This is a genomic window from Bacillus salipaludis (genome assembly GCF_004358205.1).
The window spans coordinates 36191-50712 of sequence record NZ_SMYO01000015.1 but is presented as its reverse complement, the minus strand read 5'-3'; the positions used below and the strand labels follow the sequence as shown (position 1 = coordinate 50712).

General features: G+C 39.0%; 13 protein-coding genes. 4 read left to right on the top strand and 9 right to left on the bottom strand.

From position 1 onward, the window contains the following. Positions 1–139: 139 nt before the first annotated feature. Both E2K98_RS24070 and E2K98_RS24065 read right to left on the bottom strand, forming a co-directional pair. Positions 140–724 carry a nucleotidyltransferase family protein gene (locus tag E2K98_RS24070; protein ID WP_133338700.1) on the bottom strand — a complete coding sequence of 195 codons (585 nt, stop codon included), beginning with the start codon at positions 722–724 and terminating at the stop codon, positions 140–142. Positions 725–922: 198 nt separating this feature from the next. Next, a complete protein-coding gene (locus tag E2K98_RS24065) occupies positions 923–1816 on the bottom strand; it encodes a DMT family transporter (RefSeq protein WP_133338698.1) in 894 nt (297 codons plus the stop codon). 198 nt (positions 1817–2014) lie between these two features. On the opposite strand from E2K98_RS24065, the gene E2K98_RS24060 reads away from it, so the two are divergent. Beyond that, positions 2015–2884, top strand: a complete 870-nt coding sequence (locus tag E2K98_RS24060; RefSeq protein WP_133338696.1) for a LysR family transcriptional regulator — start codon at positions 2015–2017, stop codon at positions 2882–2884. Positions 2885–2977: 93 nt separating this feature from the next. On the opposite strand, the gene E2K98_RS24055 is transcribed toward E2K98_RS24060, so the two are convergent. After that, the gene (locus E2K98_RS24055; RefSeq protein WP_133338694.1) at positions 2978–3856 is read right to left on the bottom strand and encodes a LysR family transcriptional regulator; all 879 of its coding nucleotides are present in this window, start codon (positions 3854–3856) and stop codon (positions 2978–2980) included. Positions 3857–3953: 97 nt separating this feature from the next. Here E2K98_RS24055 and E2K98_RS24050 point away from each other — a divergent pair, with 97 nt between their 5' ends. Together E2K98_RS24050 and E2K98_RS24045 are read left to right on the top strand one after the other, a co-directional pair. Next, entirely contained in the window at positions 3954–4883 is a 930-nt protein-coding gene (locus E2K98_RS24050) for a carbon-nitrogen hydrolase family protein (protein ID WP_268884134.1), read from the top strand. Between the two features lie 266 nt (positions 4884–5149). Next, positions 5150–5947, top strand: a complete 798-nt coding sequence (locus E2K98_RS24045; protein WP_133338692.1) for an HAD family hydrolase — start codon at positions 5150–5152, stop codon at positions 5945–5947. A gap of 269 nt (positions 5948–6216) precedes the next feature. Here the strand turns inward: E2K98_RS24045 and E2K98_RS24040 are convergent. After that, positions 6217–7583, bottom strand: a protein-coding gene (locus tag E2K98_RS24040; protein ID WP_133338690.1) for an IS1182 family transposase whose coding sequence is annotated in 2 segments (ribosomal slippage) — positions 6217–6869 and positions 6869–7583 — 1368 coding nt in all. Because the reading frame shifts where the segments join, the coding sequence is not laid out codon by codon here. 397 nt (positions 7584–7980) lie between these two features. On the opposite strand from E2K98_RS24040, the gene E2K98_RS24035 reads away from it, so the two are divergent. Beyond that, on the top strand, positions 7981–8397 hold the full coding sequence (locus tag E2K98_RS24035) for a DUF1284 domain-containing protein (protein ID WP_133338688.1): 417 nt from the start codon (positions 7981–7983) through the stop codon (positions 8395–8397). A gap of 127 nt (positions 8398–8524) precedes the next feature. On the opposite strand, the gene E2K98_RS24030 is transcribed toward E2K98_RS24035, so the two are convergent. The 5 genes from E2K98_RS24030 to E2K98_RS24010 all read right to left on the bottom strand — a co-directional run bounded on the left by E2K98_RS24030 (position 8525) and on the right by E2K98_RS24010 (position 14408). Beyond that, complete coding sequence (locus E2K98_RS24030; protein WP_133338686.1) at positions 8525–9979, bottom strand: DEAD/DEAH box helicase; 1455 nt, start codon at positions 9977–9979, stop codon at positions 8525–8527. Positions 9980–10272: 293 nt separating this feature from the next. After that, positions 10273–11250, bottom strand: coding sequence for an aldo/keto reductase (locus E2K98_RS24025; protein ID WP_133338684.1), 978 nt, complete (start codon positions 11248–11250; stop codon positions 10273–10275). 218 nt (positions 11251–11468) lie between these two features. Beyond that, the gene (locus E2K98_RS24020; RefSeq protein WP_133338682.1) at positions 11469–12641 is read right to left on the bottom strand and encodes an MFS transporter; all 1173 of its coding nucleotides are present in this window, start codon (positions 12639–12641) and stop codon (positions 11469–11471) included. Between the two features lie 117 nt (positions 12642–12758). Beyond that, positions 12759–13622 (bottom strand): aldo/keto reductase, encoded by an 864-nt coding sequence (locus E2K98_RS24015; protein WP_133338680.1) that lies wholly within the window; start codon positions 13620–13622, stop codon positions 12759–12761. Between the two features lie 30 nt (positions 13623–13652). After that, positions 13653–14408, bottom strand: a complete 756-nt coding sequence (locus tag E2K98_RS24010) for a carboxymuconolactone decarboxylase family protein (RefSeq protein WP_133338678.1) — start codon at positions 14406–14408, stop codon at positions 13653–13655. Positions 14409–14522 lie beyond the last annotated feature (114 nt).

The window sequence follows — 14522 nt, the reverse complement described above, 5'->3', positions numbered from 1 at the left end:
CCTTCCGATTTTATAAATAAGCAACCTATTTTATGATTAATTTTTATGAAAATAAAAAGCAATTAAAATGCAGCTTCATTCGACCTGGAAAGCTAATCGAATGAAACTGCATGGATTAAACGGAAAAATATTGAGAAATTTAAGCTTTAAAATAACTTAGGGCTTTTTGGTAATCCTCCTGCGTATCCACATCCATTAATACTCCTGGATCCTCTACATTCATATAGTTCTTTTCGTAATGGTTGAGAACCTCACGCAAATTTCGATCTGGATGAGTTTCAAGAATTTCCTGTTTCACTTCACTTGATAATTTGATGGGGTGACCACCTTTATAATGAAAGCTGGGAATGACGACGTTCCCTTTGGATTTTGCGATTAGCTGAATGGTCTCATTTTTAACAAGCGGATAATCTCCAGGTGTTAGCAGGAAGGTTGTGCCCTGTACTTCCTTGCAGCCTGCTTGAATGGAACGAAACATCCCCTGGGTAAAGTTTTCATTATAGACAAACTTGATTTGAAAAGAATAGGCATTCTTACTGCTGATTTTTGCGATTTCCTCTTGGATGATTTCCGCTTGAAACCCGGCTACGACGATGACCCTGCTACATATCCCTTCAAATTTAGAGATGGTTTGCTCCAAGACGGTCTTTTGCCCCAGTGGCAACGTCAGCTTAAATGCATTCGCTCGGCTGGAGTATCCAGCAGCTAGGATGATGGCTTCCATATTTGTCACCTTCTACCGGTCAGTATTCTTAACCCTCTATCAGTCTTGTGAATTTATTCCCGCATTGTTAACTTTCTTTATTATATGGAATGACAAAGTTTGGCATGACTCCGGGAAATGAATGGAATATGGAAATAACACTTAATCATACTTAAAATAAAAAACAGTGGGACACCAATGCCTTCACTGTTTTTAACTTTATTCAGCTGGTGTTTTCATTAATTGATTTGAACAGTGGAATGATCTAATTTCACTAACAAATGTAGAGCCTAATAGTAGTACACCACCAAGCACCTGAACAATTGTCATTTGTTCTTGCAGGATAATGGCGGAAATCAATATAGCTACAAATGGATCTACATAACTTAGCATAGCTATACTCTGTCCTTTTAATCCTTCCATACCAGAGAAAAATAACCAAAACCCAATCCCTGTATTGATAATCCCTAAAATTAAAATAAAAGGAATGGAAGAGCTTGATACTTCAAAGATACCAAAGCCGGAAGTCAAGAATACATATGGCATTAGAAGTAAAGTGGTTGTTCCAAGCTGAATGATGGTCAGCTCTAACTTTCCCATATCCTTAATAAATTGATTTAAAAGCAATAACGCAGCATAAAATGCAGCTGCGATTAATCCAAAGGAAAGTCCAAGCAGATCATCTGAGCTGTATGCTCTCAATCCCTCCCCTACAATCATTAACATCCCTATGATTGCTACACCAATACACACAATTTTCTTGATGGATAATTGTTCCCGAAGTACAAAAGGAGAAAGAATCATCACAAAAACAGGTGCAAAGTAATAACCTAGCGTTGCATTGGCAATTGTCGTATGGTCATACGATTGATAAAGAAAAATCCAATTTCCTCCCAATGCAATACCTGAAAGAATCAAAAATAAAGCATTTGATTTAACTACTTTCCATGATATTTTTTTCTTAATCATGAAGAATATTAACAGTAAAAATATGCATCCTATGAAACTGCTAAGTAAAGCTCTTTCACTCGAAGATAGACCAATGTTTCGAACAACTAAACCAATTGTACCGAAAATAATCATTGATAATATAAACTGAATTTTAGATTTCATCATTCAACCCTACTTTTAAGAGACTTGTAGCTGTCTGGTTTTTTTGCATAATATCACTCACAAAATACATCGTCATACACCTTTTCCTTTCCTAACTTGAATAATTAATAGAAATAATTTATCATACTTACACACATTACAAAAACGAATGTTTATCATGATAGGTATGACAAAATCAGATAGGATGAGGAAAGAGATATGAATATCCAAAAATATATGGCATTTGTCAAAGCAGTAGAATTGGGTAGTTTTACAAAAGCTGCCGAAATATTGGACTATTCACAGTCTGGGATTAGCCGTATGATTAACGATTTAGAAAAGGAATGGGGGATTTTCCTTTTTGAAAGAGGACGTGCCGGTATTAATTTAACCTCTGATGGTTTAAAGTTACTGCCCCAATTAAAGCGAATTTGCAATGAGTATGAAATCTTAATGAAGCAGATCGAAGGCTTACATAATTTGGATTCCGGAATGATTCGTATTGGGACATTTTCCAGCGTAGCATCTCATTGGCTCCCTAACATTATTAAAATTTTTAAGAAGGATTACCCATTAATAGATTTTGAATTTCTGCTTGGTGATTATACTGAAATTGAGAGCTGGATCCTAAATGGGCGTGTTGACTTTGGATTTTTGCGACTACCGACAAAATCAGAACTTGAAACAATCTTTTTGGAACAAGACCGTTTGCTGGCAGTGATTCCACAAAATCATCCTCTTGCTAATTGCGAAAAGTTTCCGATCAACGGCTTACTGAACAGTCCGTTTATGCTGTTGGAAAAGGGGGCAAAAGCAGAAATCTCTGAAATTTTTGAGAGGCACCATATTTCACCGCATGTTAATTTTACAACCTGGGATGACTATGCCATTATGTCTATGGTGGAAAATGGGCTAGGAATCAGTATATTACCAGAATTGATCCTACAGCGTATTCCACACAAAATTATTGCGAAAGAGCTTGAAATTCCTGCTTATAGAAATATTGGTGTTGCGATGAGAGAACAAAAATCACTTTCCCTTGCATCCAAGAAATTTTTAGAATATTTATCATATAGGAACAGAGAGTGAATGAGTATTTACATTTTATGAAACTCTCGAATCCCGTCATTTAGCATCAAATTACTATAAAGAAGTTGTCGGGCATTAATGGGTTTTATCATCTTATTTGTAAACATCCGACACTATGTTCAAAAAAGCCTGCAACGCATGTGTTTTATATGCATTTTTCTTCAGAACGATTCCAATTTTCCATGGGATATATTGACTGCAGATTACTTTTACACAAAGATTCTGTGAGATCATTTCAGTTAATGGCCTTGGAACAATAGCAACGCCTAGTCCATCACGAACTAATGCCATTAACAAATCCCATTGAGTTGTACTATATGCAATATTCGGTACGAATTGCTCCTTACGGCAACTATCTAGAACTACCTGACGCAAAGCGAATGTAGGATCAAACATGATCCAGTCATCGTGTTGTAGTTGTGCAAGTGAAATCTGCTTTTCATCTTTTGAAACATGACCTTTTGGCAAACAGGCAACAAACGGTGCTTCAAAAATAAGTTGTTCTTCTAGTTCCTTACTTTGTGTAGGTAACACTACAAAAGCTACATCCACTTCCCCTTTTTCAACGAGCTTTTCTACACTCAATCCCCCTTCTTCGACAATTTCAAGTGTGACCCCTTTATATTTTTTAGAAAAAGTTTTTGCCACTTGTGGAAAGAAAAATGTGCCAATAATTTGTGGCAGTCCGACTTTTAAATGCCCTTTTACATGTTCACTCATATCTTCAAGCTGTATATTCAACTCCTTCATTTGCTGAAGCATTATAATCGCTTTTTCATATACAAGCTCACCTTCATCGGTTAAACGAATAATTCGATTAGAACGCTCAAAGAGTGTTACGCCGAGCTTTTTTTCCAACCTTTGAATCGTTTTAGAAAGGGATGGCTGTGCGATAAATAGCTTCTCACTCGCCTTAGAAAAGCTTCCACACTCCACAATTGTTTTAAATACCTCGAAGTCTTGTAAGTTCATTCAATTTCCTCCATTATTCCTTTTAGGCATAATCAATATGATTATCATATATTTTACACTATAATCGACTCCCCTTAAAATTTGAGAAAAAGGAGGGATTCAAGTGACTTCATGTAAAGTTGCAGTCGTTCAAGCGGGTTCAATTGTAATGAATAAAGAAAAATGTGTTAACAAGGCCATAAAGTTTATCGAAGAAGCTGGGGAAAAAGGAGCCAATATTATTGTTTTTCCGGAAGCTTTTATCCCGGCGTATCCACGGGGGATGAGCTTTGGGGCAGTAGTAGGCAGCCGTTCTGCAAGTGGACGCAATGATTTTGTGCGTTACGCCAAAAATGCCATAACGGTACCCGGAGTGGAAACAGAACAACTAGGAGAAGCAGTGAAAAAAGCAGGTGCTTATAGTGTTATTGGTGTCATTGAACGCGACCAAGAAACAAGTGGAGGAACACTATATTGCACTGCTATTTATTTTGGTCCAGATGGAAAACTGTTGGGTAAACACCGAAAACTAAAACCAACAGGTAGTGAACGTCTCATTTGGGGTGAAGGTGATGGGAGTACACTCCCTGTCTTTGATACACCTTATGGCAAAATTGGTTCGCTGATTTGCTGGGAAAACTATATGCCTCTAGCACGCGCAGCTATGTATGAAAAGGGGATTCAGATTTATGTCGCACCTACTGCTGATTCGCGTGACACTTGGTTTTCTACTATGAGGCATATTGCTATTGAGGGCCGTTGCTTTGTTTTATCCTGCAATCAATATAGTACTAAGGATATGTATGAAGTTGATTTACTTGAATCAGAGGAAATGCAAAAAATGCCTAATGAAATTACGCGAGGTGGAAGTTGCATCGTAAATCCACTTGGTCAATTTATAGTTGAGCCAGTATTTGGAAAAGAAGAAATACTGTATGCGACTTTAGATTTGGATGACATCACACGGGGTCATTTTGACTTTGATGTTGTCGGACATTATAATCGCAAAGATGTGTTTCAATTAATCGTGAATGAAGAAAAGCAATAGATTTCCTTTTTGGTATTTTTATTCATAAAAGTGCCTACCCACCTGTAATAAATGCTTACTCTGGTAAGGGGTAAATGGTTGTATAAGTATAAAATCACACATACAATAGAGTGCGGACACGCTAAAAATCCTTTTGAATCGGATACGCCCTGCAAGCCCTATCCCTTGCTTCCCTACAAGATTTATTTAATCCATACACTGAGTTTACAAGGATTTAATATTCAGATGATATGATTCGTTTATCAACGAATGAGGAGGCAGTATAAATGAATGTGCGTGCAGTATTTATTGATATGGATGGTACACTACTAACAGCCTCAAACAACATTACCCGCCGAAATATGGAAGGCATTTATAAGCTTATGAATCAGGGAGTCAAGGTTTTCCTTGCTACTGGTCGACACTATGAAGTAACCGCTCCTTACCATAAAGAAATTGGATTGCAAACTCCTATGATCTGTTTGAATGGTGCCGCTATTCACGATGCAGTGACAGGAAGAGCTATTCAAATGAAAACCGTCCGACTAAACGAAGAACGTTTCCACGATCTGACCGCTGAAAATCCTTGTAATGTTATGATCCATACAGTAAATGGACTTTATTGTAAGGAAACAAATGAAGAAATCGATTATTGGACTAAAGTTGGGCAAATTCCGCCAAGTTATATTGGAGATTTAAGACAGGCAAATTACCAAGATGTTCTTAAATATAGTGTTCGAACAGGTATACCAAGTCAGGAATTTTCCGCTATGTTTAAAAACGAAGCAGATGTCATCAATTGGAATGACGGGTTCGAACTGGTTGCTCCTAATGTTTCCAAATGGTCTGCTATAAGAAGTTTACTTCGCGAATTTCGAATTAGTCCAAATGAAGTTGTTGCCATTGGAGACGGACCCAATGATATAGAGATGCTACGGCATGTCGGGACTGGTGTGGCAATGGGGAATGCGAGCGAAGAGGTTAAAGCAGCAGCAGATTTTGTTACAGGACACCATGAAAATGATGGATTAGCTGAGTTTATAGAACGTTATCTTCATAAATCATATGAATCAAATGTGATTTAGGTTATTCAAAAAGGACGGATATTCCGTCCCCAGATTGTCGAGAAAGGGTATCTTTCTCGGCAATTTTTTAGTTTGTCGGAGTATAACCAACAGATTTTTCAATAATTGTCCCTGCTCAAAGTCCTGTTGATTTCCGCTCCAGGTGCTTCGCTTTCCGCGGGCGTGCCGGGGAGCCTCCTCGGCGCTTAGGCGCCTGCGGGGTCTCCCCTGCCCCGTACTCCCGCAGGAGTCTACGCACCTTCCGCTCCAATCAACAGGGGATAATAACTTTAAGTATTGCCACACACTGTTTGCAGCCTGGTTAAGTGTGTGGCAATCTTTTTCATGTTCTGGCAAGCCGCAGTAAGAAGAGCCTGTTCGCTAGCCTTCTTTAATCCCCGTAACCGGCAGTAGCGAAGCCCATGCAGCTCTTTTGAGTCTGCGAAGCTTCGCTCAATTTTTTCCTTTCTAAATTTATAAAGCATTTTTCCCGATCTAGGTAAGCGATTTAATCTTACCTTTTCTTTGTGCTCCTCCCAAACGTGTCGTGTTATGACCTTCACCTTATTTTTTGAACGCGTACATTGGGATAAAAGGGGGCAGTTTACACATTTTTTTGAGTAAGACTTGTATTCTCTATAACCCTCACGGGTTGTTGTTTTGTACATTAACTCTTGGCTATTGGGACAAATGTACTTATCATGTTCCTTGTCGTATGTAAATTTCCATTTAGGGAATAAACCAGTAGTAGGATGATATCTCCTATGGGCAATAACCCCAAAGATTTTTCGATCAGAAAGTCCCTTACAAATAGGGCTAGTTAGATAACCAGAATCTAGCACAACAGCTTCTACTTTAAATCCAAATCGTTGGACCTGACGGTCCAAACGATTCAGATATGGAACAGAATCATGAACATTTCCAGGTGTTACATACACATCTGAATGATATTGAGCTTCATGTCTGTAGTTCGATGATCAAGATAACAGAACATTTCTTGCTTGTTTTCACGGGACATAAATCCACATTCAGGGTCTGTTGTACTGACACGTATTTCTTTAGTCTCTTGCACTTCCTCTCTTTCCTTTAATGGCTTTTTTCCATGATTAAATCTATCCTCTTCAACTGCCTTGTTTAAATCATCAAAATATTCGCGAGTCTCTACTTCGACCTCTTTCTTTGTAAACTTGTTCTTATTTGCATTTGCCTTTAAATGAGTAGAATCCGTAAATAAAACACGACCACCAACCATCTTGTAGTTCATTGCCTGTAAAACAATTTCATCAAAAATCTCCTGAAAAATATCTGTATCTTTAAAACGATGTTGGCGATTCCAACTAATTGTAGAATGATGGGGAACTGGGTCATGGAATTTCAAACCTAAGAACCAACGGTAGGCGATGTTCATTTTTATTTCTCTTTCTAATTGTCGTTCGGAACGAATGCCGTAAATATATCCAATAAGCATCATTTTAAAAAGGATAAGTGGATCAGAGGGGCGCCCGTTATCATCACTATAATATGGACGTACTTTTTCTAGAAGAAACGAGAAATCAATATATTTATCGATTAAACGCAGAAGGTGATCGTCAGGAACCATTTCATCTATTGATACAAATTCATATTCGTTTTGAGTGGACTCTTTAGGTTTGAGCATGGGATTCACCACTTTATTAATAATTTTGTTAATTATATTATAACAAAATAACGCGGTTAATCGTTAAAGTAAATGAATAAAATAAAGGACTGTCCAAGGTATTTCGACAGCCTGAGGACGGATATTCCGTCCCTTTTTTGTGTATGCATTTTAAAAAGCGTTGCGGTGAACCCTGGTGAATCAGGTAGCTAATCACTGAAATATTTTAGTTCATTCCCCATGAATTATTGATACATAAGTCGCCTGATAAGCTGTACTGCAATCAACTGCCAAGGAGATGTGCAAGTTAAATAAAAATTTCTCAGCTTATCAAGTGTGATATGTTATGATGAATAAGTGTGTTAACCTTTCCATTCTTTTAGTTAACATTTAAATATTATCGAACTGGGGGAAATTTATGTATAAGCTACGAGGTCATCATCTTTTTTGCCTTCTTGGATATCGTGGAATGGGCTATTCCAAAGAATACGTGGAAAATATGACACGTTTGCATCAAACCTTAAGAAACGACCCCAAGACGTGTATTCAGCTTGTAAATGAACCTGATTATTTGTGTGAAAAGTACCCCAACTCCGGTGAATATCACTGCCAACACGATAATATTTATGAAAGAGATGCCGTTATTTTAGAGAAATTGGAGCTAAAAATCGGGCAAGTTCTGAATTGGGAGGACGTTGAGTCACACATCCAAAAGTATGTCGTACCCTCCGATATTCAAACTGTGTGTGAAACTTGTTTCTGGCGTTCATATGGAGTTTGTGAAGAAGGTATTCAAGAGATTCTTGAAGGGAAGGGCTTAAGGGAAGTTAAATAAGTCCTCGCCTTTTATTAAATCGTTCCGTTTTGTGCAATTTTATATTTTGGGTTGATATGACAGCTTTCGTCAATTCGACAAATGATTTGGCATTGGAGGATGATAGCAAATATCATCCTCCTTTTATTCATTTTATTATCCTTTCTTTTTTCTGAGAGGACATGGAGGTTTTTTTCCGTTTACCATTTCCCCTTTTTCCCCCAAAGTCCCTATTCCCTTTATAGTTTCTCCTTGATTTCTCTTGTGTCTTTGGTTTCTTGGCATATCTCGGTGCCTCGGAGGTCAGCTGAACGGGAACATCCCGCTGTTCCTTCGACAACAATTTCAATGCAATTGAAACCAATGCTATCGAATCATATTGATCGAGCAATTCGCTTGCAGCTTGCTTAAACTGTGTGTAATCCTCCTCTTCAACCAATTGAATCATATTTTCTACTGCCGCTCGCTGTATAGACTCCATTGCCTCCGCTACTGTCGGTATAGATTTACGCTCGATCCTACCTTTCGATGCTTTTTCAATACTGTGAATCTGTCCCTTTTCCCTCGGTGTTGCAAATGTAATAGCTACCCCCGTCTTTCCTGCTCGCCCTGTTCGACCAATTCGATGAACATAACTTTCCGAGTCTTGAGGAATGTCAAAATTGTAGACGTGAGTTACCCCTGAAACATCAATTCCCCTCGCAGCCACATCGGTCGCAACTAAAATATCAATGGTGCCCTCACGAAATTTATTCATCACGACATCTCGCTGTCGTTGATTTAAATCTCCGTGCAACCCATCCGCAAGATACCCTCTTTTATTCAATGCATCACTTAATTCATCTACGCGTCTTTTGGTTCTTCCAAAAATCACCGCTAATTCCGGGTTATCCACGTCTAATAGACGGCAAAGTACATCAAATTTATCTCGTTCATTTACCTCATAATAAATTTGCTTTACACTTGGAGAGGTAACTTCCTTCGCTTTTATCTTTACTAACTCTGGATTGCTCATAAATCTTTCCGCAAGATTTTGAATCGGTTTGGGCATGGTTGCAGAGAATAACAAGGTTTGTTTTTCTTCAGGGGTCTCTTTGAGGATTCGTTCGATATCCTCCAAAAAGCCCATATCTAACATTTCATCTGCTTCATCCAAAACCACCACAGAAATGCGATCTAACTTCAGTGTTTTACGTTGAATGTGGTCCAAAAGTCTTCCAGGTGTTCCCGTAATAATGTGAGGTCCCTTTTTTAAGGCCTTGATTTGACGATCTATTGACTGACCTCCGTAAATTGGGAGAGAAGTTATGCCCATGTATTTCGATAACCGATTGATCTCTTCTGAAACCTGAATAGCTAATTCTCTTGTCGGTGCAATTGCAATCGCCTGAACATATTTTTTGCTCGTATCTACTTTCTCCAAGATCGGTATGGCAAAGGCAGCCGTCTTTCCTGTACCTGTTTGAGCTTGACCAATTATATCCTTACCTGTCAAAGCTATGGGAATGGCTTTCTCTTGAATTGGGGATGCTTCCTCAAATCCCATATCCGTAATTGCTCTTTGAATGGGTTCACTAATGCCCATTTCATGAAATGTTGTCATACTTCAAAACCCCTTCTTAGTGTTGATTATTTTTATATTGGACTAAACTCCTTGATTGAATGCAATAAATGAATTGATATTATACTTCAATATCTCTTTCATAGTTGGATCCTTTTTGTGAGTAGATGCCAATCATATGCAAACCTAATTCATTGTTTGAATCATTTTTGCTACTTTCTAATTGCCAGCTTGATTAAGCCAAAAACTGATAGAGACTTCCAATCTTAAATGTTAAAAAAGAAGGATGTACAGAATACATCCTTCCAAACCACTTCATAAAGGCTTTGTAACCCTTATTTCCATTTACCAGTTAATACCTCTCCTCGGTCTGTTGCAGGTGCAGGTATTCTTGATAAATTGGAGATTTCAGTATACATTTCTGGTGTCATTTTAAAATCGGCAGCAGCTAATGAATCTTCCAACTGGTTTAAATTACGTGCACCAATAATTGGGGCAGTAACAGCAGGATTTGCTTTTACCCAAGCAACGGCTAAAGTTGCAGGTTTCACATCATGCTCTTTTGCATATTTGGTGAAGTGTTCAGCCGTGATAAAATCTTCATTTGCACCGTAACGGTCTTGATAGCGGGCATTTTGTACAAGGCGCCCCTGCTCAGGACTTTTGTTCACTCCATATTTTCCTGAAAGAAGTCCAGCACCAAGTGGGCTGTAAGTAATGACTCCAATTTGTTCGGAAGCAGCCATTGGTAAAATTTCAACCTCTGCTTGGCGTTTAACGAGGTTATACATTGGTTGGATTAATTCAAAACGAGAAAGTTGCTCTTTTGCAGAAATTCCTAATGCTTTTGTGATTTGCCATGCTGCCCAATTGCTTACTGCTGGATAAAGAATCTTTCCTTGACGCTGCAAGTCATCGAGTGTTCGCAGCGTTTCCTCCATTGGAGTTTGTTCATCAAAATCATGGACGAAATAAAAATCAATATAATCTGTCCTTAAGCGACGCAGGCTATTTTCAATCCCTTGCATCATATGTTTTCGAGACAAACCTCTTGCATTTACATCAGCACCCGTGTTCCAGAACACTTTTGACGTTAGTACGATTTCGTCTCTTTCATGTGCAATACATTCTCCTAGAATTTCCTCAGAACGCCCATAAACATCGGCAGTATCGAAGAAGTTAATACCAGCTTCCCGACAACGTTTATACATGGCTTTAGATGTTTCTTCATCAGCGTCCCCGCCAAAAGACATTGCACCAAAACATAAATTTGAAACCTGGATTCCCGTTTTTCCTACTGTACGAAATTCCATTATATACCTCCATTATTTATTCGTTCTTTTATTAATATAAGGTTAATTTGCATCCTTATTTGCAACATAATCAGTTCTAGGAACCGTCGGAAGATTATCTTGTTTAAACATCTGTTTGTATTTATAAAAAGAAACAGGAGTCTTCCAATCTTTCATTTAACGCAATTTGTTGATTATGAACAAATCAATCTAATTTGTAGATTTTAGTAACTCCTTCATTAAACGACTTTCTCGTAATTCGCCACTTTTCTATTAAGGCTAAATGAAACCGCCGCAATAATTACAGCAATGGCCACTGATGCAGCCCCGATCCAGCTCACTGATAGTACGGATGTGCTTTTTACTGCAATACCACCAATTCCTGCCGCTGCCGCTATCCCTAACTGTATGAATGAGCCATATAAGCTAAGCATAATTCCAGAAGCTTCAGGAGCAAGCGATACCAGGTTATATTGCATACCTGGCCCAGACGACCATGCCGAAAAGGACCAAAGCATAAGCAACGGAATGGCAACAAAAGTTGACCTGGCGATGGTAGAGAGTAAGACAAGAGCTAAACAATGGACAATCAAACCGCCAACAAGAGTTTTGGGGTTTCCAATCCTATCCGTCATAAATCCACCAAACTTGGAACCTATTAAAGTTGCGATACCAAACGCAAACAGGGCACCGCTCACTTCTCGTCCACTCATTGCTGTAATGGTTAGTAGGAATGGTGCAATATACGAATACATCACCCCATATCCTAACTGCCAAAAGAACGTTACACCAAGGCCCATTACTATTTTCGGGTTCTTTAAATAAGCAAGTTGCTTGCCCAGAGGAACAGTGGACCCGTTAATCGTGGCCGGAATCGTTCGGATGATAACGAAGATTGCTAGTAAACTAAGAACACCGATCCCCACGAAGATTAGCTTCCAATCGTAGAGGAGCGCTACAACACGACCAATTGGTACACCAATGATGATGGCTGCACTAAACCCAATAATAACGGTACCAATAGCACTAGCTTGTTTCTCGGGCGGTGCTATTTTAGCTGCAGCAGTCTTCGCAGCAATGGCAAAAACTCCACTTCCTAAAGCAAGAATAATCCGTGAGACGATTAGAAAACCGAAGCCAGGAAGCGTAAAAGTCATTACACTGCCAAGCACCATTAAAATAAGAGAAAATATCAATAACTTCCGCTGATTCAATTTTGTCGTTGCCATCACAACGAGAGGAGAACCAACCGCATTCGCAATCGCAAATACGGTGATCAGTTGTCCTGCTGCTGATACCGAAACGTGATTGGAGGCAGCTACTTCATCCAGAATGCCTGCAATGACATACTCCGATGTACTAACCATGAACGTTATCAAGGCAAGCAAGTAAATTTTCCAAGTGTTTTTCATATTTTTGCTTTTCACCCCTTTGAAATTCCAGATTCTCTTTTGTTAAAAAACATAAGGTAGCATTACGTCATGGCTACTGTTGGGTGAAAAAAATGTTATTTAACGACATTACCTATTTTATTTTAATTTCCCGCCAAATACCGGGAAGAAGCTATGCTCACCATAATTCTGGATGTGCTCTACATTCTTTAACGTTTCCATATCTGCATCGCTGATGACAAAATCAAGCTCTAAATTGTTTCTCATGTGATTCAGATTTGCAGTCTTAGGAATGACTACAAGACCCAGCTGGATATCATAACGTAAGCAAATTTGAGCAACAGATACTCCATACTTATCCGCTATTACCTTAACCTTTGCATGATCGACAACTTCACCGTGCGCAATTGGTGAATATGCCTCTACAAGGATGTCATTCTTCTTGCAGAATTCAATTAGTTCCAAAGGAGTATTGCTCACATGTGCCAATATCTTATTTACCATAGGCTTGATCTCACAGCTTGCAAGAATATTCTCTACATCATCCTGAAGGAAATTAGAAACACCGATAGCCTTTACCTTGCCTGTCCTATAAGCATCCTCCATTGCCTTCCATACTTCTTTGTTTTCCTCGAAGTAACGATTCTCCTCACGGAACTCTACCCAAGGCTGTGGGCTGTGGATAATCAGAAGGTCAATGTAATTCAGTCCCATCTTTGCTAAAGACTCATCAATGGACTGCGTAACTGCATCATAGGTCTTTGCTTCTGCAGCAACCTTTGTCGTGATGAAAAGTTCTTCTCTTGCAACACCGCTGGAACAGATTCCCTCGCCTACACCAGCTTCATTCATATAAGCCTGAGCAGTATCAATATGACGATATCCGATCGATATCGCATCAAGCACTGCCTGTGCCGCCTGAGCATTATCAAGCAGCCAGGTACCAAGACCTATTTTTGGAATTTCTATACCATTTGCTAATTTGTATGTTTCGTTAAACATGCTTTTGTCTCCTTTGAAATGTTAAATTTCTTATTTTTCTGGAATCGTTTCATTGATGCACGCTAGTGCGTTCAGTGTTCTTGGAAATCCCATATATGGGAGACAGTGAGTGATGGCGGTGATCAATGTTTCCTTGTCATTACCTACATTTTTGTTACCCTGCACATGTGCCTTTACTTGACCTTCTGCGCCGCCTAAGCTACTTACGATGCAGAGTGTCAACAGCTCTCGTGTTTTTAGATCAAGTCCCCCGCGGGTGTAGAAATCTCCGAAGCAAAAAGCAGAAAGATAATCTTGCATATGCTTTTGATTTGCTGGGGCAGCCTCACGCATTTTTGCGATTATCTCACCAAAAATCTCTACCTGAGCAGCAAGTCCCCTCTCAAAACGATCATCTTCATCTACAGTCTTTTGACTTTCAATGGGTAAAGCAATATTCATTGCTTTGAAAACCTCATTGACTTCATTGATGGCGTTTAATGTTTTCGGAAATCCAATGTAGGGAGCACACTGGTAAACGGCCTCTTTTATTTCCACAGGTGTCAGCTGGGCGTTCAGTGCGGCAATTACATGTGCCTTGAGCTGAGGCAGCGTCTGGTTCGTGGTAAGCACTGCCAAAGTAATCAACTCACGTTGCTTGTCATCTAGATTTCCTTGATAGAAAACCTCTCCAAAAATGAAGCGGCTAAGAATGTCCTGAAAATCAGGATCGGTAGCATATGCGGCTGGAACTCCATTTCCAAATAGCTGGTTGTATTTTTCCTTGCTCTTTTCAATGCGATCCATAAATAAGCCTCCTGTTTCAAGTTCATTTACTTTTTTTAATCCAAAAGTTCGCTGCAACATAATGCTTGAAAAATTAATATTGATTGATTAATCAACAACTGTTTATAATTATAA